Source organism: Ralstonia sp. OTU4908, assembly GCF_038440115.1.
Lineage (GTDB): Bacteria > Pseudomonadota > Gammaproteobacteria > Burkholderiales > Burkholderiaceae > Ralstonia > Ralstonia pickettii.
Map to the genome: position 1 here is coordinate 1 of NZ_JASATD010000042.1, position 22264 is coordinate 22264.

The following is a 22264-nucleotide window of genomic DNA, read 5'->3' on the forward strand; positions in this document are numbered from 1 at the left end:
CAGATCACCGCCGGCAATGCGCCGTGCGACCTCCGTGGCGTAGCCCGGCTCGCCGCCCAGTCCGCGCTGCACGTTGCGGATGATGAGCGACATGGCCAGCGACACCGCGCCGCCCACCAGCAGAATGACGATCAGGTTCGCGACGAGCGAATGGCGATACGCCGCATCTACTTCCTGCAGAAAGACGGCGCTGGAGAGATTCCAGTCCCATGGCGCAAAGTGCTTCACGTAGCCGATCTTCGGCAATGCGGTCTCGCTGCCGGGCAGGCGACCCTGGTATTCGGCAAAGCCGAAGCCCTTGTCTTTGGCGGCGTTGACGATGGTCGGATAGACCGGTTTGCCGGTCGGGTCCTTGAAGCCCGCGGTGCTCTTGCCGACCATGTCCGCCAGCGTCGGGTGCATCAGCAGGATGAACTGCGAATCGACCACGAACAGATAGCCCGTGGTGCCGAAGCGCATCGAGGCGAGCGTCGACAGCGCGGCTTTCTTGGCATCAGCTTCGGTCATGGCGCCCGATTGCGCGCGGCCGTGATACAGCTTGGCGATGCCCTCGGCGGCATCTACGAGGTTCTGCAGGCCGGCCTTGCGTTCGTCGAGCATGGTCGCGCGGGTCTCCATCGCGCTCCAGATCCCGACGCCGATCAGCCCCAGCCACATCAGGGCCAGCGCGAGGCGCAGCTTTGCTTTGAGTGTCCACTGTCGCATGTCGTGTTTTCTCCACTTATTGTTTGACGACTCCGCATCGGTGTAACGGCGATGGAGTGGCCGTCTTTAGTGGGGATGGCGTGCGCGCAGTGTGCGGATTTCCGCAAAAAGAAGGCGCCGGCTTGCACCGGCGCCTGAAGAGACGGCGCCTCACCCGCAAGGAGGGGGCACCGCCGCGCGTTGGGAGGTGTCGTTATAGGCGGGCGATCATTGCTCGCGAATCCAGGTCTGCGTACGGCCCAGCAGGCTGATGCCCAGGTAACCGCGCACATTCAGTTTCTGCCCGTCCTCCGACAGCGACATCTTGGCGCTGTAGACCTTGCCGTTTTCCGGGTCCAGGATCTGGCCGCCATCCCAGTTGTTGTTGCCGTTCGGCTTCAGACCCGTCAGGATCGTCAGGCCCTTGATCGGCTGGTCCTTGCGGTCGTCCGTGCACTTGGTGCAGGTCTTGTTCTCGTCGCCGGGCACCAGGATCTTGCTGACCTTGCCCGTGAACGTGCCGCCGTTGTCGACGATCGTCACTTCGCCTTTCTGTTTGCCCGTGTTGTCGTCGATGGTCTTCCAGGTGCCGGCGGGGCTGGCTTGCGCGAAGGCGCTGCCGGCTGCCAGAGCGAGGGCCAGTGCGCCAGCCAGGCGCGCGAGAGCGTAGGGGGTATGTTGCATCGTGGAGTCTCCTTGTTGTCAGTCAAAAAAATCGGTGAGGGCTGATCGATGATGTCGGCGCAGGGATCAATGCGCGCTCAACGCACCGGTCAGGGGTGACAGCGGATTGCTGCCGGAGCCGCCGGCGGCGTTCGTGACGCCACCCAGCGCATTCGTGATTGGGGCGAGCGGGTTGCCGCTGCCGGCAGCGCCGGTCAGTGCGCCCGTTACCGGCGCCAGCGGATTGCTGCCGCCGCCCGACAGCGCGCCCGTCACCGGGGCGAGCGGGTTGCTGCCACCGCCGAGGCCGCCACCGAGCGCGCCCGTGATCGGTGCCAACGGATTCGCCGAGCCGCCGCTGCCGCCGTTGATCAATCCGCCGGCGCTGGCCACCGTGCCGCCAGCGGCGCCGACCACACCGCCCACGTCACGCGTGAGCGGGTTGCCGCCGGCCGCGCCGACTTGCGCGCCAGCGCTCTGAAGGCCACCGCCAACCGTGTTTAGCGCGCCGGCCAGCGGACCGCCGAGCATCGTCGTGCTGCCGACCGTCTGCGTGCCGTTCACGAGCTGCGACGACAGTGGCACGATCGCGTTGCTCGTCTGCTGCGTGATCTGTTGCACCGGGCCGCTCGACGTGCCAATCGTGACGAGCCCGCCAGCACCCTGCATCACCTGACCCAGCGCCGACACACCGCTGCCCACCGGCGACGTCACCGGATTCAGCGGCGCCAGCGGGCTGCCGGCGGCACCCAGATCCGAGACGGTCTGCCCCGCGTTGCCGACCGTTACCCCGGCGGAGCGGATCACGTCACCCGAACTCTGCACCGTGGTGCCGACCGGGTCGGGCGTCGAGCCGATCTTGCCGAGCCCATTGCTGATACCGCCGCCCAATGTCTGGACCGTGTTGCCCGCGGAGGTGACCGTCGCGCCCAGATCCTTCTGCGCTGCCGTGCCGCCGATGACAGGCACCGGCGCCGTGCCGATGGTCGTGCCAAGGTCGCCGACGGTCTTGCCCGTCTGCGTGACGACGTTGCCGCCGCCGCCGGCGACGTTGCCGACCGGCACCGCGCCCGGATTGTTGTTGGCCGACGATGACGGCGTCGTGTCGCCGTTCGGGTTGCCGCCCGAAGCACAACCGGCCAGCGTCAGCACGGCCACCGCAGCCGCTGCCAGCAGCGTGCGCGACGCCGAAGTGGCGGACAACGAAGTGGAAGAAGAAGTGTGGAGCGGGTTCTGAATCTTCATGGTGAGTCTCCTTGTAAGCGCGGCCCGTACCGCGTGTCACCGCCGGGTCAGAAGAACGCGCATCTGACGTCCAGCGGGTAGCATCCGCCTGCGTTTGCCGTCGAATGCAAAGAAAGTTTTACAGAGCGGTGGCTAGTGATGCGCGCCGGATGCCACACCCGACAGCACACCGCCAACCAACCCGCCAACCGTCGTGCCGACGCCGCCCAATCCGCCCAGTGGACCCGTCGCAGCCGTACCGCCGCTGCTGACCGCGCCAACCGAGCCGAGCGCGCCAGCACCCGGCAATCCCGCAGTCAGCGAACCGACTGCCGTCGTGACCGGCGCAAGCACACCACCGAGGGCGCCGGTCAGCGCACTACCCGGCGCACCACCCGACGCACTGCCTGCTGCAGACGGCGCCGTCGGCGAGACCACCGTCGACAACCCGGTGGTGAGCGAACCGAGCGCACCCACCGTGTTGCCCAACGTCGACACCAGCCCGTCACCCTTGCCGGCCGTCGAAATCGTGCGGCCCTCGCTGCCAAGCGCGCCGCCCAGCGTCGCCAGCACGTTGCTCACAGGTGCGCCCAGCCCAGTGGCAGCGCCCAGCGTTTGCGTGGCGGAAGTCAGCGTGCTGGTGAGCGGCACGATGGCGGTGATGGTGGTGGTCGTCACCTGCTCGACAGGGCCGGTCAGCGTCGCGATGGGCGTGCTGCCGGTCGACCCGGTGCCACCCGTCGCATTGCTGCCGTTGTTGTTCGACCACGTGGGCGATGTCGATGCAGTGATCGCCGGCTTGGATTGCGAATTGCCGCCGCCGCCAAGCGACGCTCCCATGTCGCCGCTGCCCGAATTCGCGCAACCGGCCACCATGGCGAACGATGCCGTCGCCAGCACGCACCGCAGGAATACTCCGCGCTTTGGCGGATTCGATTTCGACAAGAACGCTCGATCGCGCATCTTGTGCCTCCACTACTCAGAACAGAACGCTCGTTGGACCCCTTCTGTCTTGCGCTCTTTGCTCGTCGGGTTTGTCGTCGTCAGCCATGTGGGGTTGGCGACGACCTCCCTGTCTTCTCACGTGCCACGCGCAGGCCCGTGCCACACCGCGCGATCGATGCCGTGCTGATGTGGTGAGCGGATCGTGGAGTGAAACCGAATGGCATGACAATCAGCGCCAACCTGACATCCGGATTTGCGATCGCAGCAATTTGTGCAATCGGTCCGGAAAAAAACGCCAACGCAAGCCATTCTTCGGGCGATGGGGCCGCAGCAAAACTGGGCTCTAGATTGCCGTAGAACAATCCTTCTATCGTCGCAAAACAGCGTCGTTTCAAACGCGATCGCATGCACTTTTCAGCGAGGGGCTGAGCAGGGTTTTCCCGGGATGGCCCATCGCGAGAAGCGTGGAGCGAGTCGCGCTTTTCGATGTCGTGCTCGCACGCAGATCGGCATCGTCACGATCCGAGGTCGGCGTCGCGCGTCGACATCAATCCGGCACACGCGGATCCGAGTCGCGCTCACGCACGCAGCGATGCTTCTGCTCCATCGCAATCCGCTCGCACCGGATGAGCGGCACGCGATTTGCGGGAGCTGCACGCATGCTGTTGGTCTTCGCAATCGCATCGATATCGCACGGTACCGATCGAAGGTGAGCGCGATGTATCGGCAGCGTCGAACGACATGCTCCGCACGTCGATATGCACGCGTCGATCGCACCGATCGCGTGCGCATCGACGTGTTGAGCGCGAAAAATTCGCACGCGCTGTCGCATCTACGCATCGTTTTTTTTCGACACGCATCGCGCAGAGCGCGCGTCGTCGCGCACGATGTCGGCGAACGCGCGCGATGCACGTGCATCTGATCATGAGGGGCGCGCGCGCAACATCGTGTGTTGCTGTAAACCGGCATAACCATTGGGTTTGCGGGACACACGTGTCAACGTGGAGCAACGCCGCAACGTGATGTTACGACGCAAGAAAATGCGCCTTCTCGACATCGATCTGCGCGCATGCGCGATGCGAATCGCAGCGATGCACAGACGCAGCGCAATCCTTCACCAAAACTCACCGCGCTTTTTGCATAAATCTCTTAACATCACTGCGCAAACGAATTATGATTCGCCTTGACAAGACGTTGACTTCGATGCAAGGGACCTTCGCGCGATCAACGACGATGAAGTTCCAAGCGGCAAGTGAAAGGTAGTCGAGGAGCGTAACCACTTTGATGCACGCCACGCCGACAGGGCTGTTTGAACTCGGTGCCGTCTCTGCGATCCCCCCGTCGGGATGGGCGTATTACCCCCAAAAGAAAACGCGCGCTCTCCAGTTTTTCGCTGTCCGTAAAGTCACGCCGCAGGCGGCTTTGCGGTCTACGCAGCGATTCGCGCAAGATCAGATTTCGACCGGTGTGGCCACGATGCCCCGGTCCTCTCAATTGATGAAGACTCGCCGGATGCATTCTGTCTGGCCGACTGCGGCTGCGCTCGTGCGCGCAACCGGGGCGTGCAACTTGCTGCGTGTGTTCACCGCGCAAGCCGCAGATCTTCCTACCGAATTCATTAGCGTGCGACTGCTGTCTGGTGGCGCGCCGATGAATCGCTCGCTCGGTTGGTCTGGCGATGCCAATGCATCGTGGGATCGGGCCGGTCGGGTTGCTCAATCTCGATAGTTCGATACCCAATCTTGAAGGAGTTTCCCATGGCAACTGCTGCTAAGAAGAAACCGGCCGCCAAGGCCCCGGCCAAGAAGGCCGCTGCAAAGAAGGCTCCGGCCGCCAAGAAGGCTGCTGCAAAGAAGGCTGCTCCGGCCGCTAAGAAGGCCCCGGCCAAGAAGGTCGCAGCTAAGAAGGTCGCTGCCAAGAAGGCCCCCGCCAAGAAGGCCGCAGTGAAGAAGGTTGCAGCTAAGAAGGCCCCGGCCAAGAAAGCTGCAGTGAAGAAGATTGCAGCCAAGAAGGCTCCGGCCAAGAAAGCCGCAGTGAAGAAGGTTGCAGCCAAGAAGGCTCCGGCCAAGAAAGCCGCAGTGAAGAAGGTTGCAGCCAAGAAGGCTCCGGCTGCCAAGAAGGCTGCTGCTAAGCCTGCTGCGAAGAAGGCTGCCGCCAAGAAGGCCCCGGCTGCCAAGAAGGCCGCTGCCAAGCCTGCTGCGAAGAAGGCTCCGGCCAAGAAGGCTGTTGCCAAGCCCGCTGCTGCTCCGGCCGCTGCACCTGCTGCACCCGCTGCCAAGACCGCGCTGAACCCGGCTGCGGCATGGCCGTTCCCGACCGGCAACCGTCCGTAAGTCATTCTGACGACGTTGATCCTCCGGGACCACAGCGGCGCGCAGGTCGCGCCCTCCTGATCGGATACCGCGTATCCGGTCCGCAAGGCCTTGGTGTCTTGCACCGCCCGCCGATCGGCTCACGCCCCGGCGGGCTTTTTCTTGCCCGCGCATCGCGCCTGCGTTTCGCGCGAACAAAAAAAACCGCACCGGCGCAATGCCGATGCGGTATTTCCGGTGAACCCCTCGGTGTATCGGCCGAGTATCGTCGATCAGTGCGTGACGCGCGTCACGCCACCCGATGAGAGCAGGCGCACGCGCTCACCAGGGCGGAACGCCTCGTCCGCGTCTTGCGTGATCGCACGGTACTCGCCGTTGTCGAGCTTGACGGTGATTTCCAGGCCCGGCCGCTTATTCATCTGACCTTCGAGCGCGCTGCCGGCCACGCCGCCGAGAATCGCACCGAGCACACCCGCTGCGACCGAGCCGTTGCCGCGGCCGATGGCGGCAGCCGAACCGATGCCGCCGATCGCGCCCCCGGCAATGGTGCCAACGCCCGTCTGTTCACGGTCGATCACGACATTGCGCACGGAATCCACCGTACCGAAGCGCACGGTCTGCTCGCGCTGCGCCTGACCCGAGGTGTAAGCGCTGTTGGAATTGGTGCCCATGGCGCAGCCTTGCAGGCCAAGGGCGGCGACCAGCAGAGTCGCGGCGCCGATGCGATAGATGGGTTTCATGTTCGTTCCTTATTGATACCGGTACCCGAAAGCGGATTCAAAGCGCCGCGCAATTTCGTCGACGGGCAGGCCGTGATTCTGCGGGCCTTGGCAAGCAATCTTGAGTGAGCCCATCAGGCTGGCGAGGCGGCCGGTGGTGTCCCAGTCCAGGCCGTTCTCGATGCCGTAGAGCAGGCCGCCGCGGAACGCGTCGCCGCAACCGGTCGGGTCGACCACACGTTCGGCCGGCACGGCCGGAATAGTGTACTGCTTGCCGCCTGCGTAAATCTCCGCCCCTTCTTCCCCGCGCGTGACGATGTACGCCTCGACGCGCTGCGCAAGTTCTGCCGCACTGTAGCCCGTGCGTGACAGCATGACCTGTGCTTCGTAGTCATTGACCACCACGTAGCTGGCGAGTTCAACGAAGTGGCGCAGGTCGGCGCCGTCAAACAGCGGCATTGCCTGGCCCAAATCGAAGATAAAGGGCACGCCGGATTCGGCGAACTGGGTCGCGTGGTGCAGCATGCCTTCACGGCTGTCGGGGCCCACCAGGCCAAGCCTCGCCGGCAGCGCATTCTTGACCGAATTGATGCTCGAATGGCTCATCGCGCCGGGGTGGAACGCGGTGATCTGGTTGTTGTCGAGGTCGGTCGTGATCATCGCCTGCGCGGTGAACGTGTCCGGAACCTCCGTGACATGCGCTGTCGAGATGCCGAGCTTGTTCAGGTAGTCCAGATACGGGCCCGCATCCTGGCCGACCGTGCCCATGATGATGGGCTCGCCGCCGAGCATCTTCAGCGTGAAGGCGATGTTGCCTGCGCAGCCACCGAACTCCCGGCGCATGGTCGGCACCAGGAAGGAAACGTTCAGGATGTGGATCTTGTCGGGCAGGATGTGTTCGCGGAAGTGTCCGTCGAACGTCATGATGGTGTCGTAGGCAATCGAGCCGCAGATCACGCTGGCCATATTGAAGCACTCCAGATATGACACGGCCGCCCAGTGGACGGCCGTGTGATGAACGAGAGACCGGAAGCTGGTCTCGATGCAATCAGTTCAGCTTACTTCAGCGCAGCCAGGGCCGCGTCGTAGTTCGGCTCGTCCTTGATCTCGGGCACGAGTTGCGAGTACAGGACGGTGTCGTCGGCGTCGAGCACGACCACGGCGCGGGCGGTCACGCCAGCCAGCGGGCCCGACGTGATGTCGACGCCGTAGGCTTGCTTGAAACCCTTGTCGCGGAAGGTCGACAGCGGCTTCACATTCGCGATGCCTTCGGTGGTGCAGAAGCGGCCGGCTGCGAACGGCAGGTCGGCAGAGATGGACAGCACGACCGTGTTGTCCAGCTTGGCAGCGGCTTCGTTGAACTTGCGCGTGGAGGTGGCGCACACCGGGGTGTCCAGGCTCGGCACGATGTTCAGGACCTTGCGCTTGCCGGCAAAGTCAGCGAGCGACACGTCTTTCAGGTCTGCGCCGACCAGCGTGAATGCCGGGGCCTTCGAGCCTGCGGTCGGGAATTGGCCGCCGACTTCGATCGGGTTGCCGCCAAGGGTCACGTTTGCCATGGTGTTACTCCTTCCTTTGATACGTGTTGGGGGAAGAGCCGCTAACAGAACCCGCCTGGCGTCGCCTCCTTGCCGTACCGCTTGCACTGTCTGCGTCGGCATGCCCGGCCAGGAGGGTCTTGTTAGCGGCTCTACGCCAGGGGTGAAAATTCAGGGGTAAAAAATCAGGACCCGGTAATTGGCCGTCGGGCGCTGTGACTGGAATCGTACCCGAATCGGTAGTTCGGCGCGGGCGGGCAGCCCTGACTTGCCGTATGCACTGTCGGTCGGGTTCAGGTAGTCGGTAGGCAGCAGTGCGCGGCGCGACAGCAGCTGGTCTTGCAAGTCGGTCGTGACCAACTCGATGGCCGGCAGGGCGATGGGGCCGCCGGCGCGGTTGCGCAATGTCGCCGTCAGCACGTACTGGTCGGACGCTTCGCCTTCTTGCCGCTGCAGTTGTGACGATTCGATCTGCAATGCATCGAGATCACGCGGCGGCGCAATCGTGCAATGCAACGGCTGGCACATCGCCTCCAACATCGGCCGTGTGGAGGGCACGCGGCGCGCGATCTCGGCGCGGGCCAGGAAGAGCAGTTGCAGCACGGCCGTCACCGCCAGCACGCCGATCGCAACGCGCGCCAGTGCGCGGCGTCCCGTCGTTTTGCGAGTTTGCTCGCGGGCTTGCGCGGCACGCAAAAAATCAAGCGTCGCGGCAGAGACACCGTGGTTCGGCCCCCGCACCTTGCGCGGACGCGGCGCGCCAGTCAGCGTGCGCTGCGGCGTCGGGCCGGCGGGCTCGGCTTGCGTGCGACGTGTGTGGCCTTGGCGGCGCGGCACCGGCGCAAACAGCGTGTGCGGATCGGTTTGGTGGCGCATCCAGACCGAATCGTGCTTTTCCGCCTCAGGCTTCAGGGATGCGACGGCTACCGGTGCAGACGCCGTCACCACCGGAGCCGCCGGGGGCGCGATGGCCGGCTCGACCGGCAGATCCGCCGACGGCTGCCTGGGCACGGCGGCGGCGAACGCGTCTTCCTCGTCTTCGAGGTCGCGGATGGGCGGCAGGCCGTGGAATGGATCGGCGGGCGGAGCGGGTGGTTCTGCAGGTTGTGTCAGCTGCACCGGTTCAGCGACGGGCTCGGCAGCGCGCTCGATCGGCGCTTCGTCCGGCAGCGGTCGCGTGTCGGGTGCGGTCGATTGCAGATCGGGCGCGGGTGTTGCGCCTTCAACTTCCCCCAGATGCACTTCTGCGACGCCTTCTTCGGGAACGTCTTCTTCCCAGATCAGCGTCATGCCGAAGCCGTGGTCGTCTTCTGCGGCAGGCCGTGCCGCGGGCGTTTCCGGTTCAGGGGCGGCGGGCGTTGCGAGCGGCGCAATGCGAGCAGCGTGTTCCGGTGATTGCTGTGGCTGCGGTGCTTCTGCGGTCGGCGCTGCAGGCGCGGGCGGGGCGCCAAGCTCGATCAGATGATCGCGGCCATCGAAGACGTGATTGCAGCGGCCGCAACGGACCAGCCCGCCGCGCAGCCGAAGCTGATCGGCAACAACGCGGAATGCGGTTTGACAGTTGGGGCAGCGGGCGGCCAAACGTGGCGCAGCTTGTGGCGCAGTTGCCATGCGGGACGAGGAGAAAAAAGCCGACCGCGCGAGTATTGCAGACAGAGGCGCCAGCGTCGACCTTTGCAGGGGGCACTGGCGCGCAATGCGGTGAAATTACGTCGGCTTCACACCACGCAGGCAGACCCAGCCGTCACGTGCGCGCCACACGGTAAGCGGAATGGCGGAGGCGTACGCAGCGGCAACTTCTTCGGCCTGGCGCTCTAGCACGCCCGACAGAATCAGCCGGCCGCCCGGCCGCACGCGTGCGCACAGCATGGCTGCCATCAACTTGAGCGGGTTCGACAGGATGTTGGCGACGACCAGATCGAACGTGCCTTCCGGTGCATCGTCGGGCAGGGCAAACGTGGCTTCGACGTGGTTGCGCTCGGCGTTGTAGCGCGAGGCTTCGACCGCATTCGGATCGATGTCGACACCGACGGTTTCGCCGGCGCCGAGCTTCTTGGCGACGATGGCCAGAATGCCCGAGCCGCAACCGTAGTCGAGCGTGCGTTCGCCGGGTTGCACGTGCTGCTCCAGCCATTCCATGCACAGGCGCGTGGTCGGGTGGCTGCCGGTGCCGAACGCGAGGCCGGGGTCCAGTTCGAGTACCACGGCGTCGGGTTCCGGCGCGTCGTGCCAGGACGGCACGACCCAGATGTGCTCACCAATGTGGATCGGCTCGAACTGCGATTGCGTCACGCGCACCCAGTCCTGCTCTTCGACTTCGCGCACCGTGTACGCGGGCAACGGCGAGAGGTTGATCTCGTTGGCTGCGGCTGCCACCAGCAATGCCGGATCGGCATCCTCTGCGAGCAGGGCAACCACGCGCGAGCGGTTCCAAGCCAGGCGTGTCGGTTCGTGGCCGGGCTCGCCAAAGAGCGGCTGCTCTTCGGGCGTGTCGGCATCGGCGTCCTCCACCGAGACCGACAGCGCGCCAAGATCAAACAGTGCTTCGGACAACGCTTCGGCGTCGTCACGCGCCACTTCGAGCACGCATTCCCGGTACGTCACTTGCCGCCACCCTTGGCCACTTCCTGTTGCGCCAAACGGTGCTCCAAGTAGTGGATGTCGGTGCCGCCTTCAACGAAGTTGGCGTCGAGCATCAGATCGCGGTGCAGCGGCACGTTGGTCTGGATGCCTTCCACCACCATTTCCGACAGGGCGATGCGCATGCGGGCGATGGCCTGCTCGCGTGTCGCGCCGTACGTGATGACCTTGCCGATCATCGAGTCGTAATTGGGCGGCACGAAGTAGCCGTTGTAGGCATGCGAATCCACGCGGACGCCCGGGCCCCCCGGCACATGCCACGACGTGATGCGGCCCGGCGACGGCGTGAACTTGAACGGATCTTCCGCGTTGATGCGGCACTCGATGGCGTGGCCCTTGAGCGTGATGTCCTTCTGCCGGAAGCGCAGCTTTTCGCCGGCCGCCACTCGGATCTGCTCCTGCACGATGTCAACGCCCGTGATCATTTCCGTGACCGGATGTTCGACCTGCACGCGTGTGTTCATTTCGATGAAGTAGAACTCGCCGTTCTCGTACAGGAACTCGAACGTGCCGGCGCCGCGATAGCCGATCTTCTTGCAGGCCTCGGCGCAGCGGTCGCCAATGCGTTCGATCAGACGACGCGGAATGTGCGGTGCCGGCGCTTCCTCGATCACCTTCTGGTGGCGGCGCTGCATGGAGCAATCGCGCTCGCCCAGCCAGACGGCGTTGCGGTGCTGGTCCGCCAGGACCTGGATTTCCACGTGGCGCGGATGCTCCAGGAACTTCTCCATATAGACTTCCGGATTGCCGAAGGCGCGGCCGGCTTCCTCGCGCGTCATGTTGACGGCGTTGATCAGCGCAGCCTCGGTGTGCACCACGCGCATGCCACGGCCACCGCCGCCGCCAGCTGCCTTGATGATCACCGGATAGCCGACCTTCTTGGCCGTTGCCAGAATTTCCTTCGGGTCTTCCGGCAGGGCGCCTTCCGAGCCCGGCACGCACGGCACGCCTGACTTGATCATCGCCTGCTTGGCTGAAACCTTGTCGCCCATCAGGCGAATCGATTCGGGCGTCGGGCCGATGAAAGTGAAGCCCGATTGCTCCACACGCTCGGCAAAGTCGGCGTTTTCCGACAGGAAGCCGTAACCGGGGTGGATGGCCTGGGCGTCGGTCACCTCGGCGGCCGAGATGATCGCCGGCATGTTCAGGTACGACAGCGGCGACGGTGCCGGGCCGATACACACGGCTTCGTCGGCCAGCTTGACGTATTTGGCTTCCTTGTCCGCCTCGGAATAGACCACCACGGTCTTGATGCCGAGTTCGCGGCAGGCGCGCTGGATGCGAAGAGCGATCTCGCCGCGATTCGCGATCAGGATCTTGTCGAACATCGTGTTCTCGCTACAAAAAGGAGAGGCGAGGGCGCTGTGGCCGGGCCGCGCTCAGTGGCAGCCCTTGTGCGCCGGCTCGCGCTCGGATGCGGCACGCTGCGCGCCGCACGATGAGGGTCGGATGCCGGAAGATCAGCCGATCACGAACAGCGGTTGGCCGTACTCCACCGCCTGGCCGTTCTCGATCAGGATCTCCTTGATGACGCCGGCCTTGTCGGCTTCGATCTCGTTGAGCAGCTTCATCGCCTCGATGATGCAGATGGTCTGCCCTTCCTTGACGGTGTCGCCCACCTTGACGAACTCGGCTGCGCCCGGCGACGGCGAGCGGTAGAACGTGCCGACCATCGGTGACGTCACGATGTGGCCAGCCGGCAGGGCCGGGGCGGCAGCCTCGGCGCCGACGGCTGCCGGCGCCGCTGCGGCGGGTGCTCCCATAGCCGGTGCAGCCTGCATCGGCATCGGCGCATATTGCATCGGGGCCATCACTTGCGGCGCCGACTTGACGATGCGGACCTTGCCTTCGCCTTCGGTCACTTCGAGCTCCGAAATGCCCGATTCGGCCACCAGGTCGATCAGCGTTTTCAGCTTGCGCAAATCCATGAACGTTCTCCTGCAGCGTCGGCGATCTGGGGCGGTGGATGCGTGCGAATGGCTCTTCAGCCGCGCATCGGTGAAAAGCGCTCCAGGCGCTGGCGTCGTTGCGTTGGTTAAGTGGTTGAAATAAAAGGAAGAAGATGGCTGGTCAGCCGCCGTATTGGTCGATAGCGAAGTCCAGCGCCGCCAGATAGCCGCGCCAGCCCAGCCCGCAAATCACGCCCACCGCCTGGTCCGCCAGATACGAATGGTGGCGGAACGGCTCACGACGATGCACGTTGGACAGATGCACTTCGATGTACGGAATCACCACGCCGGCCAGCGCATCGCGAAGGGCCACACTCGTGTGCGTGTAGGCGGCCGGATTGATGATGATGAATTCGATGCCTTCGCTCTTGGCGGCATGGATGCGGTCGACCAGTGCGCCTTCGTGGTTCGACTGGAAGTGCGCCAGCGTCACGCCGCGCGCCGTAGCGCGTTCGACCAAGGCGGTATTGATGTCGGCGAGGGTGGTTGCACCATAGACTTCCGGCTCGCGCGTTCCCAGCAAATTGAGATTCGGGCCGTGCAGCACGAGCACGTTGCGAAGCGCTTTGGCGATGGATTGATCAGCCACGGTTTGACCGGTTGAGCGAAGTTGGGCGCAATTTACAGCAACTTAGAATGCTTTGTCTAGTTTTTGCTGAAAAACTCTCAACAAATCGGTGTTTTCACCGATCTTGGGCGTCCCGCCTATGCTTTTGCCGGAGAAGAAGGGGAGTTGCGTGCACATGAGCGTCATATGACGTTTTTGTACATTCACGTGCGCTGCAGGGCCTCGCGCAGTTCATCCGCATGCACACGACCCATCTTCCGGAAAGTGATCTCACCTTGAGCATTGAGAATCACAGTAAACGGCAGGCCACCGACTTCGTTGCCAAGCTGGCGGCCCAGTTCCGTCCCACCAAAGCCCGCCACGGCAATCGGATATGTGACGTGCACCTTGCCCAGGAACGTCTGGATATTGGACGCCGAGTCAATGCCGATGCCGACGAACTTTGCCTTGGCCTTCTGTTCCTGCGCCAGTGCAGACAGTTCTGGCATTTCTTCCACGCAAGGACCGCACCACGGTGCCCAGAAATTGATCACCACCGGCTGGCCACGAAAAGCAGCCAGATCCAGTGGGGCGCCATTGGCGTCCGGGAGCTTGCTGCTGTAAAACGCGGCGACGGCAGTGTCAGCCGGCGTTTTGGGTTCGGTGGCACGATGCCCGAAATAGAGGCCCGTCACCGCGGCAATCAGGCCGGCCATCAGCAGGGCAGTCAGAGTGGTGCGGCGGGACATGGTTTTGCAGAGGTCTCTATATATAGACAGAGGCGGAGCGTGCGGGATTGTACTCCTGTCGGCCGATCACCCCTGCGACAGCAGGGCGCGTACTGCCGCCGCGTCGCCGCGTTGGGTCTTGCCGGTAGCGTCTGCGCGCCGCGCGCCGCGCACATCGTTCATGTCATATAAGGCGATATGAACGCCCACGGGCGTGCCCGTTTCAGCGCGCAACTGGCGCGCAAGCTCACGAGATTCGGGCTCGGCGGGCCACTGGCCGCGCCACAGGAAGCTGAGCGTTTCCACTTCGTCGCGGCCGGCGAAGTGAGCACTTTCTGTCGTTTCGAAATCCACGCCGGCGTTGAGCAGGAAGATCGCCACGTCCTTCGGGCTGTCGCAGAAGACCTGCAGGTGGATGTCGGAATGCTCGCTGGCGGTGCCGTTGAAGACCGCGCCCGCGAGGTACGGGTTATGGATTGCCAGCCCTTCCATCAGCACCAGTGCAATGCGACGCAGCAACGCCAGCACGCGCGGCTGGGATTCGGCCTGGAACAGCGCCTGGTATTCACGGACTTCCGTTTCGACCTGTTCGTTGTCCGGCAGCCATTCGCCGGGCGCGCGGGATTCCGTACCGAGCACCTGGCGCGCGGCCTTGCGTTTAGCGGTGGCGTAGTCAACGCCGTCTTCCGCGATCATGCGGGCGGCGGTGACGGCAATTTCCTCCCGCACGCGGGCGGGGTCGAGGGTGGGGCGTTTGGACATGGCTCTATTTTACTGAAGCGCACGGGCCGCCCTGAAGCCGCGGGTACAATGCGGCGCAACGAAGTTGAGATGGCTCCCATGCATATCCACATCCTTGGAATCTGCGGCACCTTCATGGGCGGCATTGCCCTGATCGCCCGTCAGGCTGGCCACCGCGTTACCGGCTGCGACGCGAACGTCTACCCTCCGATGAGCACCCAGCTCGAAGCGCAAGGCATCGAGCTGATCGAAGGCTTTGACCCCGAACAGCTGTCCATCGGTGCCGATCTCTATGTGATCGGCAACGTGATCTCCCGTGGCAACCCTCTGATGGAAGCCATCCTGGATCGCAATTTGCCCTACATCTCCGGTCCTCAATGGCTCGGGGACAATGTACTACGCCAGAAGTGGGTGCTTGCCGTAGCAGGTACGCACGGCAAGACGACCACGACATCGATGCTCGCATGGGTCCTCCAGGATGCCGGCTACAACCCGGGCTTCCTGGTGGGCGGCGTGCCACGTAACTTCGGGCTGTCGGCGCGCCTGACGGAATCCAACTTCTTCGTGATTGAAGCGGACGAGTACGACACGGCCTTCTTCGACAAGCGCAGCAAGTTCGTTCATTACCGCCCCCGTACAGCCATATTGAACAACCTCGAATTCGATCACGCCGACATCTTTCCCGATCTTGCCGCGATCGAAACCCAATTTCATCATCTAGTGCGCACCGTGCCCGGTCAGGGCCGCCTCCTGGTCAATGGTCGGGAAGATAGCCTGAAGCGGGTACTTGAGCGCGGATGCTGGTCCGAAGTCGAGCAGTTCGGCGCAGAAGGTGGCTCCGGCTGGAAAATTGCAAACCTCAGTGATGACGATAGCTTCGACGTGGTGTTCAACGGACAACCGCTAGGCCGTGTCCGCTGGGCACTTCAAGGGGACCACAATCGTATGAATGCGGTGGCGGCCATCGCCGCCGCACGCCATGTCGGTGTTCCACCTGCCCAAGCTATTGAAAGCCTGGCCCGTTTCGAAAATGTGAAACGGCGCATGGAAGTGCGCGGCACCGTGAATGACGTGACTGTCTACGACGATTTTGCCCATCACCCGACGGCGATTCGCACGACCATCGAAGGCTTGCGCCGCCGCGTTGGCGAGGGGCGCATTCTGGCTGTGCTGGAGCCGCGTTCAAACACCATGAAACTGGGTGTGATGAAACAGACGCTTCCGGACAGCCTCTCCGGAGCGGACCAAATCTTTGCTTACGGCGCCGCCAATGGGCGCGACGCGATCGGGTGGGATCTGGCGGGCGCGTTGGCCCCTCTGGGCCAGCGCGCGAAAGCGTTCTCTGACTTGACTGCGCTAGTTGACGCCGTGACGGCTGCCGCCCGCCCGGGCGACCATGTGCTTGTCATGAGCAATGGCGGCTTCGGAGGCGTACATCAGAAGCTGCTGGACGCCTTGGCCGAACGCGCCGAGACAGCGAACTGACTCCCAAATGCCGGCATCCATCGTCTATCTGCACGGATTTCGTTCGTCGCCGCGCTCGTTCAAAGCGCAGTTGCTAGGCAGGCGGATGGCGTCCGTAGGGCTGGCGAATCAGTATGTATGCCCGATGCTGCCCGTCTCGCCGCGCGAGGCGATGGCCGAGACAGATGCGCTGATCGCGGAGCTGAGTGCGCGTGACGGCACTAAGCCGGCGCTCATCGGCTCGTCTCTCGGCGGCTTTTACGCCACTTGGCTGGCAGAGCGTCATGGGCTTCGCGCGGCAATGCTCAATCCGGCTACGCGCCCGGAGCCGGATCTCGCCAAATACGTCGGCGAACAGCCGTTGTGGCATGGCGGCGGCACGATCCGCGTCGAGCCGCATCATCTGGATGAGCTGCGCGCGCTGGCCGTGCCCGCCATCACGCAGCCCGAGCGCTACTACCTGCTCGCCGCCACCGGTGACGAGGTGCTCGACTACCGCGAAATGCTCGATCACTTTCCTGGCGCGGCCACCCGCATCATTGAAGGTGGCGACCACGGCATCAGCGACTTCGCGCAGTACATGGACGAAGTGCTCGTGTTCTGCGGCGTTCCAGCCGATCTGTTGGCGGCCCACCCTTTCTGTGCCGCATGACCGATTTCCCGTCGTACCCGCGCGGCCTCTGGCGCAGCGCGTTGCCTCCGGCTGTGGTCTATGACCGGCATTGGGCGCGCTGGGCCGTAGGCGCCGATTCTCTGACGGCCAGGCTTCGTGCGGCATCGTCGCGCTTTCGCGTGCAATTGCTCGGCCAGCGGCGCGCGATGCCGTTGCGCGACGAGTGGCGTTGTCTTGGCATGTCGGGCCCTGCTGAGACGCTGGTCCGCGAAGTCCTGCTGATCTGCGACGAGATCCCGGTGGTCTATGCACACACGATCGTGCATCCGCGCAGTGTGGCGCTGGACTGGCCGTTCCTGAAAGCGCTGGGGGCGCAGCCGTTGGGGCACTCCCTGTTCGCCGATCCACGTGTACAGCGAGGCGATTTCGAATTCGCTCTGCTGGACGCGCGCCACCCGCTGGTGCGCCGGGCACACGACGCGCTGGGCGATGCGCCGGTTGCCGGCACGGCCCGATTGCCGGCCCGCCGATCGGTGTTCCGGCGCGGCGCGGGCGCGATGCTGGTGACAGAGGTTTTCCTGCCGGCGCTGGCTGGTTTCCACCCGCCGCGGTAAGCGTATTTGGCGGTCCGAGCGCCCGGCCAGTGCGGTATCATCGCCCCCAACTTTTTATCGCCGCGCCTGGCGTGATGTCGTCAGGATGGGCGGCCATTCCACTTCATTCAAAGCGGTGCTCGCACGGGCGAGTGCTGCGATCCAGACAAATCCATGCAGTTGCTGTTCGAAGAAGGCGGCGAGATCCGCGCGGGCACCGTCTTGTCCCAACAGGGCGAGGCCTATCAGGTCGAGTTGCCGAGCGCCAAGCGCACCAAGGTCAAGTCGCGCGACGTGTTGCTGCAATTCGCGCAGCCGTCTGCCGGTGAGTTGTCGCAGGCAGCCCAGGCGCTGTCGGCGGAGATCGACCTCGATTTTCTGTGGGAATGCGCTTCGGCCGATGAATTCGGCTTTACCGACCTGGCAGGCGAATACTTTGGTGCCGGCGCCAATGCCACGCAGCAAGCCGCGCTGGCCATCGCGCTGCATGGCTCGCCGATCTACTTCCGCCGCAAGGGCCGCGGCCGCTATCAGCGCGCGCCCGAAGACCAGCTGAAGGCCGCGCTTGCAGGTTTGGAGCGCAAGAAGCAGCAAGCCGCCCTGCAGGCCGAATACGAAGCCGAGCTGAAGGCGATGCGCCTGCCCGAGGCCTTCCGCGGCAAGACGCTGCAGCTGCTGTTCAAGCCGGACAAGAACAGCCTCGAATACAAGGCGCTCGATGCGGCGTGCACCGCGCTGGGCCTGTCGCCGATGCGCCTGATGGTGGCGGTCGGCGGCATCGCCAACGCTCGCGCGCTGCACGAGGCCCGCTTCCTCTCGGAATGTTTCCCGAAGGGCACCGGCTTCCCGGATGTGACCGTGCCGGAACCGGCGATGGAGCTGCCTGCCGCCGACGTGCGCGCCTTCTCGATCGACGACGTGACCACCACGGAAATCGACGACGCCATCTCGGTGACCCCGATTGATGACGCCACCGTGCGCATCGGCATCCATATTGCCGCGCCGGGCTTCGGCATCCAGCGCGGCGAACCGCTGGACGTGATTGCGCGTCAGCGTTTGTCCACCGTGTATTTCCCCGGCGACAAGATCACGATGCTGCCGGAGTCGGTGGTGGATCGTTACACGCTGCAGGAAGGGCGCGCATGCCCGGCGCTGTCGCTGTATGTGACGGTCGACCGTGCAACGTGGGCGGTCAGCGCCAGCGAGACGCGCTGCGAAACCGTGACCGTGGCGGCCAACCTGCGCCACAACCTGCTCGACGACGTGATCACCGCCGACGCGCTCGCCGATGGCTCGGGCGACTATCCGTTCAAGGCCGAGCTGGCGGTGCTGTGGCCGTTTGTGTGCGCGTTGTATGACGGCCGCCAGCAGGCCCGCATCGCCAGCGGCCTCAAGCCGGAGGGCGCGCAGAAGGGCGATTACTCGTTCTACATCGATCCGATTCCCGAGGCGGAAGGCGGCGGCGAGCGCGTGCGGATCGAACAGCGCAAACGCGGTTCGCCGCTGGACAAGATCGTCGCCGAGCTGATGATCCTCGCCAACAGCACGTGGGGCCGCATGCTGGCCGACGCCGGGGTGCCGGGCATCTATCGCACGCAGAAGGCGTGGGGCATGCACCGCACGCGCATGCAGACGTATCCGGCGCCGCATGAAGGCCTGGGCGTGGCGCAGTACGCGTGGAGCACCTCGCCGCTGCGTCGCTATGTCGATCTGGTCAATCAATGGCAGATCGCAGCGGTGGCGCAGCATGGCGTGACGGCCAAGCTGATCGCGCCATTCAAGCCCAAGGATGCCGACCTGCTGGCTGCCGTGGCCGACTTCGAAGCCACCTACGCTGCCTATGCCGACCACCAGTCGACCATGGAGCGCTATTGGTGCCTGCGCTGGCTCCAGCAGGAAAACCGAACGCGCATGCAGGCCGTGGTGCTCAAGGAAGGCGCCGTGCGATTCGCCGACATTCCGCTGGTGACGAAGGTGCCGGAACTGGCGCAAACGCCACGCGGTACGCACGTCGTGCTCGATATCCTGGACACCGACGAGATCAGCCTGGAAGTGTCGTGCCGCGTGGTTGAAATCCTCGCGCCCGAAGCGGGCGCACAAGCTGAAGCCGAAGCCATTGAAGAAGAACTGGCCGCGGCAGAGGCTGAGGCTGATGTGCCGGCTGAGCCACAACCTGCCGCGGATGGGGAAGAGGCTCGCGCAGAAGCCGACGCGGCTGTGGCGCCGCCGCCGCAAGACGGCGAGAGCGGTGGAACGCCTGCCGCTGCCTAACTACAATCCCAGCCTGACCTTCATTCTTCGCGCATCGACCAGGAATCGCCCCATGGCCGCCCTCGCAAACCGTCCGGACTGGTCCGGCAGCAGCACGCTCACCAAGGCGCTGGTGGTGTCGCTGGCCGTGCATGTTGTACTGCTGTTCGTGCGCGTGGTGGCCCCCGAGGCGTTCGATATCAAGCGCGAAGATCCGGGCCTCGATGTGGTGCTCGTCAACGCCAAGTCGTCGACGGCACCGTCCAAGGCGACGGCCGTGGCCCAGGTCAACCTGAACGGCGGTGGCGAATATGACCAGCAGCGCGCCACCACGCCGCTGCCCGCCGACACCAATGAGCAGACCGGCGACGCCATCAAGCTCACACAGCGCCGCGTTGAATATCTCGAGCAAGAGCAGCGCCGCCTGCTGACGCAATCGACCGAGCGCGCGCCGCTGGTCAACGATCGTCAGGTCAAGCCCGGCGAGCGTCCGCAGCCGTCGCCCACCAACGGCACCGACGACCGCACCACGCAAGACGAAATCGCCCGGCTGCAGGCCGAGATCGACCGGAATCTCGAGAACTACGCCAAGCGCCCGCGCCGCAATGTGCTGACAGCCGCCAGCGCCCGCCAGGTGGATTACGCCCGCTACTACGATGCCGTGCGGCGCAAGATCGAAGCCCGCGGCACCGCAAACTTTCCCAGCCAGAACGGCCGCCCGCTGTATGGCGAGCTGATCGTCGTGATCAGCATCAACCGCGAAGGCCAGCTCGGCTATAACCAGGACGGCTACAAGATCGAAGGCATCGAGATCGCAAAGAGCTCGGGCAACCCCGCGCTGGATCGCCAGGCCGTGGCCATCGTGCGTTCGTCTTCACCGTTTGGCGCCTTCCCGGCCGAGATGCGCAAGCGCGTCGACATCCAGGATGTGGTCGCCACGTTCAAGTTCACCCGCGCAGGCTTGGAAACCCACCTGCAGACCCGTTGATTTCGTCGTCCATGCCGTCGTCGTTTCAAGAGGCCATCCTCGCCGCCGCGAGCGCGCCGCCCACAGATCGCTATGGCGTGATCGGCAACCCGATCGCGCACAGCAAGTCGCCCATCATCCATGCCGCGTTTGCGCAGCAGACCGGGCAGCGCATCCGCTACGACCGTATCTACGCCGAGTTGATCGCGTTTGACGAAACCGTGATGACCTTCGTGCGTGAAGGCGGACGCGGGCTCAACGTGACGGTGCCGTTCAAGCTCGATGCGTATGCCATGTCGACGTCGTTGTCGCTGCGGGCGGAATCGGCCGGCGCGGTCAACACGCTCAAGTTCGATGGTGAAGAGATTTTTGGCGACAACACCGACGGCGTCGGCCTGATGCGCGACATCACCCACAACATCGGCAACGCGCTCGAAGGCGAGCGCGTGCTGCTACTGGGCGCGGGTGGTGCGGCGCGCGGCGTGCTGCTGCCGCTGCTGGAGCACAAGCCCGCGCGCGTGTTCCTGGCCAACCGCACGGCCGATCGCGCCAACAGGCTGGTCGAGCGCTTCGAGGTCTCGGCCAAGCTGCACGAGGTTGAACTCGTGGGCGGGGGCTATGACGAGCTTGCTGCGGACGACGTTTTCGACGTCATCATCAACTCCACGGCGAGCAGCCTGCAGGCCGAAGTGCCGCCGATCCCGACCACCGTGTTCGGCCCCAACGCGCTGGCCTACGACATGATGTACGGCCCGCGTCCGACGGTGTTCATGGAGTTCGCCCGGCGCAACGGCGCCCGCGCATGGGACGGCCTGGGCATGCTGGTGGAGCAGGCCGCGGAATCGTTCTTCGTCTGGCGCGGCGTGCGCCCGGACACCGCGCCGGTGCTGCTCGCCATGCGCGAAGGGCTGCAGGGCGAAGCCGCGGTCGCGGCGCGCGCGCCTCGCTGAACCTGGAGCGCAGCCCTGCGATGATGCGTTGGTTCGGCTACGTGATCGGCTGCTTCGTTGCGGGCGTGGTCGCACTCAACCTGTACTTCTTTGCTGCCATCGCGAGTTGGCAGGTCTTCGATCCGTCGTCTACGAGTTTCATGCGCGCTGAGCGTATGCGCTTGTGCGGCGCCAATGTTTTCACCTGCAATGTCGACCGCCGCTGGGTCAATTACGATCAGATCTCGCGCAACCTCAAGCGTGCGGTCATCGCCAGTGAAGACGCGGATTTCGTCTCGCACAGCGGCTGGGAAGTCGATGCCATGCTCGACGCGTGGGAGAAGAACAAGCGACGCGGCCACGTGGTCGCGGGTGGTTCGACCATCACGCAGCAACTCGCCAAAAACCTGTTCCTCTCGGGCGAGCGCCACTACGTGCGCAAGGGCGAAGAACTCGTCATCACCTGGATGCTTGAGTTCTGGCTCGACAAGGAGCGCATTCTCGAGATCTATCTGAACTCGGTGGAATGGGGCGAGGGTGTGTTCGGCGCGGAAGCGGCGGCGCAGCATTACTTCAAGCGCCCGGCCTCGCAACTGACCGTGGGGCAAGCGGCGCGCCTGGCGGCGGCGCTGCCCGCGCCGAAGTGCTTCGACAAGAAGAGCTATTGCGCCAACGTGCACGTCAACTTCACGCGCAAGGCCACCGTGATCGCCAACCGCATGGGCTCGGCCACGCTGCCGGATTGACCTGGCGCAGGG

The 22264-nt window shown here is 64.5% G+C and carries 22 protein-coding genes; 8 read left to right on the top strand and 14 right to left on the bottom strand.

Annotated features, from left to right (window positions below; translation table 11 throughout):
- The 4 genes from AAHM38_RS22105 to AAHM38_RS22120 form a co-directional block, all read right to left on the bottom strand.
- The coding region (locus AAHM38_RS22105) for a cache domain-containing protein (RefSeq protein ID WP_342234320.1) at positions 1 to 705 on the bottom strand (705 nt) is incomplete at its 3' end.
- 207 nt (positions 706 to 912) lie between these two features.
- On the bottom strand, positions 913 to 1368 hold the full coding sequence (locus tag AAHM38_RS22110; RefSeq protein WP_009241563.1) for a DUF2147 domain-containing protein: 456 nt from the start codon (positions 1366 to 1368) through the stop codon (positions 913 to 915).
- A gap of 66 nt (positions 1369 to 1434) precedes the next feature.
- Positions 1435 to 2592 (bottom strand): collagen-like triple helix repeat-containing protein, encoded by a 1158-nt coding sequence (locus tag AAHM38_RS22115; RefSeq protein ID WP_012762934.1) that lies wholly within the window; start codon positions 2590 to 2592, stop codon positions 1435 to 1437.
- 132 nt (positions 2593 to 2724) lie between these two features.
- Positions 2725 to 3534: a collagen-like triple helix repeat-containing protein gene (locus AAHM38_RS22120; protein WP_012762933.1), complete on the bottom strand. Its 810-nt coding sequence runs from the start codon at positions 3532 to 3534 to the stop codon at positions 2725 to 2727.
- A gap of 1739 nt (positions 3535 to 5273) precedes the next feature.
- Here AAHM38_RS22120 and AAHM38_RS22125 point away from each other — a divergent pair.
- Entirely contained in the window at positions 5274 to 5849 is a 576-nt protein-coding gene (locus AAHM38_RS22125; RefSeq protein ID WP_012762932.1) for a histone H1-like DNA-binding protein, read from the top strand.
- Between the two features lie 251 nt (positions 5850 to 6100).
- Here AAHM38_RS22125 and AAHM38_RS22130 read toward each other — a convergent pair whose 3' ends face one another.
- The 10 genes from AAHM38_RS22130 to AAHM38_RS22175 all read right to left on the bottom strand — a co-directional run bounded on the left by AAHM38_RS22130 (position 6101) and on the right by AAHM38_RS22175 (position 14711).
- Positions 6101 to 6568 carry an outer membrane lipoprotein gene (locus AAHM38_RS22130; protein WP_009241557.1) on the bottom strand — a complete coding sequence of 156 codons (468 nt, stop codon included), beginning with the start codon at positions 6566 to 6568 and terminating at the stop codon, positions 6101 to 6103.
- A gap of 9 nt (positions 6569 to 6577) precedes the next feature.
- Complete coding sequence (locus AAHM38_RS22135) at positions 6578 to 7513, bottom strand: carbohydrate kinase family protein (RefSeq protein WP_012762931.1); 936 nt, start codon at positions 7511 to 7513, stop codon at positions 6578 to 6580.
- Positions 7514 to 7605: 92 nt separating this feature from the next.
- Positions 7606 to 8106 carry a thiol peroxidase gene (gene tpx / locus AAHM38_RS22140; RefSeq protein WP_004632960.1) on the bottom strand — a complete coding sequence of 167 codons (501 nt, stop codon included), beginning with the start codon at positions 8104 to 8106 and terminating at the stop codon, positions 7606 to 7608.
- 150 nt (positions 8107 to 8256) lie between these two features.
- Positions 8257 to 9696 carry a DUF3426 domain-containing protein gene (locus AAHM38_RS22145; RefSeq protein ID WP_080517529.1) on the bottom strand — a complete coding sequence of 480 codons (1440 nt, stop codon included), beginning with the start codon at positions 9694 to 9696 and terminating at the stop codon, positions 8257 to 8259.
- A 96-nt stretch (positions 9697 to 9792) separates the two neighbouring features.
- Positions 9793 to 10689, bottom strand: coding sequence for a 50S ribosomal protein L11 methyltransferase (prmA, locus tag AAHM38_RS22150; RefSeq protein WP_012762929.1), 897 nt, complete (start codon positions 10687 to 10689; stop codon positions 9793 to 9795).
- Complete coding sequence (gene accC / locus AAHM38_RS22155; RefSeq protein ID WP_009241553.1) at positions 10686 to 12053, bottom strand: acetyl-CoA carboxylase biotin carboxylase subunit; 1368 nt, start codon at positions 12051 to 12053, stop codon at positions 10686 to 10688. Before accC ends, prmA begins: the two co-directional genes overlap by 4 nt.
- 132 nt (positions 12054 to 12185) lie before the next feature.
- Positions 12186 to 12653: an acetyl-CoA carboxylase biotin carboxyl carrier protein gene (gene accB / locus AAHM38_RS22160; RefSeq protein ID WP_009241552.1), complete on the bottom strand. Its 468-nt coding sequence runs from the start codon at positions 12651 to 12653 to the stop codon at positions 12186 to 12188.
- Positions 12654 to 12795: 142 nt separating this feature from the next.
- A complete protein-coding gene (gene aroQ, locus AAHM38_RS22165; RefSeq protein WP_012762928.1) occupies positions 12796 to 13263 on the bottom strand; it encodes a type II 3-dehydroquinate dehydratase in 468 nt (155 codons plus the stop codon).
- A gap of 182 nt (positions 13264 to 13445) precedes the next feature.
- Positions 13446 to 13970 carry a TlpA family protein disulfide reductase gene (locus AAHM38_RS22170; protein WP_012762927.1) on the bottom strand — a complete coding sequence of 175 codons (525 nt, stop codon included), beginning with the start codon at positions 13968 to 13970 and terminating at the stop codon, positions 13446 to 13448.
- A gap of 66 nt (positions 13971 to 14036) precedes the next feature.
- Positions 14037 to 14711, bottom strand: coding sequence for a hypothetical protein (locus AAHM38_RS22175; RefSeq protein ID WP_012762926.1), 675 nt, complete (start codon positions 14709 to 14711; stop codon positions 14037 to 14039).
- Positions 14712 to 14789: 78 nt separating this feature from the next.
- On the opposite strand from AAHM38_RS22175, the gene mpl reads away from it, so the two are divergent.
- From mpl to mtgA, 7 genes are all read left to right on the top strand, one after another.
- Positions 14790 to 16175, top strand: coding sequence for a UDP-N-acetylmuramate:L-alanyl-gamma-D-glutamyl-meso-diaminopimelate ligase (gene mpl, locus AAHM38_RS22180; RefSeq protein WP_012762925.1), 1386 nt, complete (start codon positions 14790 to 14792; stop codon positions 16173 to 16175).
- Positions 16176 to 16182: 7 nt separating this feature from the next.
- Positions 16183 to 16806: a YqiA/YcfP family alpha/beta fold hydrolase gene (locus AAHM38_RS22185; RefSeq protein ID WP_012762924.1), complete on the top strand. Its 624-nt coding sequence runs from the start codon at positions 16183 to 16185 to the stop codon at positions 16804 to 16806.
- Positions 16803 to 17381 carry a chorismate--pyruvate lyase family protein gene (locus tag AAHM38_RS22190; protein ID WP_012762923.1) on the top strand — a complete coding sequence of 193 codons (579 nt, stop codon included), beginning with the start codon at positions 16803 to 16805 and terminating at the stop codon, positions 17379 to 17381. Before AAHM38_RS22185 ends, AAHM38_RS22190 begins: the two co-directional genes overlap by 4 nt.
- A gap of 153 nt (positions 17382 to 17534) precedes the next feature.
- Complete coding sequence (locus AAHM38_RS22195; protein WP_012762922.1) at positions 17535 to 19631, top strand: ribonuclease catalytic domain-containing protein; 2097 nt, start codon at positions 17535 to 17537, stop codon at positions 19629 to 19631.
- A gap of 52 nt (positions 19632 to 19683) precedes the next feature.
- On the top strand, positions 19684 to 20598 hold the full coding sequence (locus AAHM38_RS22200; RefSeq protein WP_012762921.1) for an energy transducer TonB family protein: 915 nt from the start codon (positions 19684 to 19686) through the stop codon (positions 20596 to 20598).
- Positions 20599 to 20609: 11 nt separating this feature from the next.
- A complete protein-coding gene (aroE, locus tag AAHM38_RS22205; RefSeq protein ID WP_012762920.1) occupies positions 20610 to 21527 on the top strand; it encodes a shikimate dehydrogenase in 918 nt (305 codons plus the stop codon).
- 20 nt (positions 21528 to 21547) lie between these two features.
- Positions 21548 to 22252, top strand: coding sequence for a monofunctional biosynthetic peptidoglycan transglycosylase (mtgA, locus tag AAHM38_RS22210; protein ID WP_012762919.1), 705 nt, complete (start codon positions 21548 to 21550; stop codon positions 22250 to 22252).
- The last annotated feature ends 12 nt before the right edge of the window (positions 22253 to 22264 follow it).

Excerpts from the sequence above, each read along its gene's own strand:
- mtgA (WP_012762919.1), top strand. The coding sequence starts at position 21,548 with ATGATGCGTTGGTTCGGCTACGTGATCGGCTGCTTCGTTGCGGGCGTG.
- AAHM38_RS22115 (WP_012762934.1), bottom strand. The coding sequence starts at position 2,592 with ATGAAGATTCAGAACCCGCTCCACACTTCTTCTTCCACTTCGTTGTCC.
- AAHM38_RS22120 (WP_012762933.1), bottom strand. The coding sequence starts at position 3,534 with ATGCGCGATCGAGCGTTCTTGTCGAAATCGAATCCGCCAAAGCGCGGA.
- AAHM38_RS22185 (WP_012762924.1), top strand. The coding sequence starts at position 16,183 with ATGCCGGCATCCATCGTCTATCTGCACGGATTTCGTTCGTCGCCGCGC.
- accC (WP_009241553.1), bottom strand. The coding sequence starts at position 12,053 with ATGTTCGACAAGATCCTGATCGCGAATCGCGGCGAGATCGCTCTTCGC.
- aroE (WP_012762920.1), top strand. The coding sequence starts at position 20,610 with ATGCCGTCGTCGTTTCAAGAGGCCATCCTCGCCGCCGCGAGCGCGCCG.
- AAHM38_RS22130 (WP_009241557.1), bottom strand. The coding sequence starts at position 6,568 with ATGAAACCCATCTATCGCATCGGCGCCGCGACTCTGCTGGTCGCCGCC.
- AAHM38_RS22190 (WP_012762923.1), top strand. The coding sequence starts at position 16,803 with ATGACCGATTTCCCGTCGTACCCGCGCGGCCTCTGGCGCAGCGCGTTG.
- AAHM38_RS22175 (WP_012762926.1), bottom strand. The coding sequence starts at position 14,711 with ATGTCCAAACGCCCCACCCTCGACCCCGCCCGCGTGCGGGAGGAAATT.
- AAHM38_RS22125 (WP_012762932.1), top strand. The coding sequence starts at position 5,274 with ATGGCAACTGCTGCTAAGAAGAAACCGGCCGCCAAGGCCCCGGCCAAG.
- accB (WP_009241552.1), bottom strand. The coding sequence starts at position 12,653 with ATGGATTTGCGCAAGCTGAAAACGCTGATCGACCTGGTGGCCGAATCG.
- AAHM38_RS22195 (WP_012762922.1), top strand. The coding sequence starts at position 17,535 with ATGCAGTTGCTGTTCGAAGAAGGCGGCGAGATCCGCGCGGGCACCGTC.
- AAHM38_RS22200 (WP_012762921.1), top strand. The coding sequence starts at position 19,684 with ATGGCCGCCCTCGCAAACCGTCCGGACTGGTCCGGCAGCAGCACGCTC.
- AAHM38_RS22145 (WP_080517529.1), bottom strand. The coding sequence starts at position 9,696 with ATGGCAACTGCGCCACAAGCTGCGCCACGTTTGGCCGCCCGCTGCCCC.
- tpx (WP_004632960.1), bottom strand. The coding sequence starts at position 8,106 with ATGGCAAACGTGACCCTTGGCGGCAACCCGATCGAAGTCGGCGGCCAA.
- AAHM38_RS22135 (WP_012762931.1), bottom strand. The coding sequence starts at position 7,513 with ATGGCCAGCGTGATCTGCGGCTCGATTGCCTACGACACCATCATGACG.
- AAHM38_RS22170 (WP_012762927.1), bottom strand. The coding sequence starts at position 13,970 with ATGTCCCGCCGCACCACTCTGACTGCCCTGCTGATGGCCGGCCTGATT.
- AAHM38_RS22110 (WP_009241563.1), bottom strand. The coding sequence starts at position 1,368 with ATGCAACATACCCCCTACGCTCTCGCGCGCCTGGCTGGCGCACTGGCC.
- mpl (WP_012762925.1), top strand. The coding sequence starts at position 14,790 with ATGCATATCCACATCCTTGGAATCTGCGGCACCTTCATGGGCGGCATT.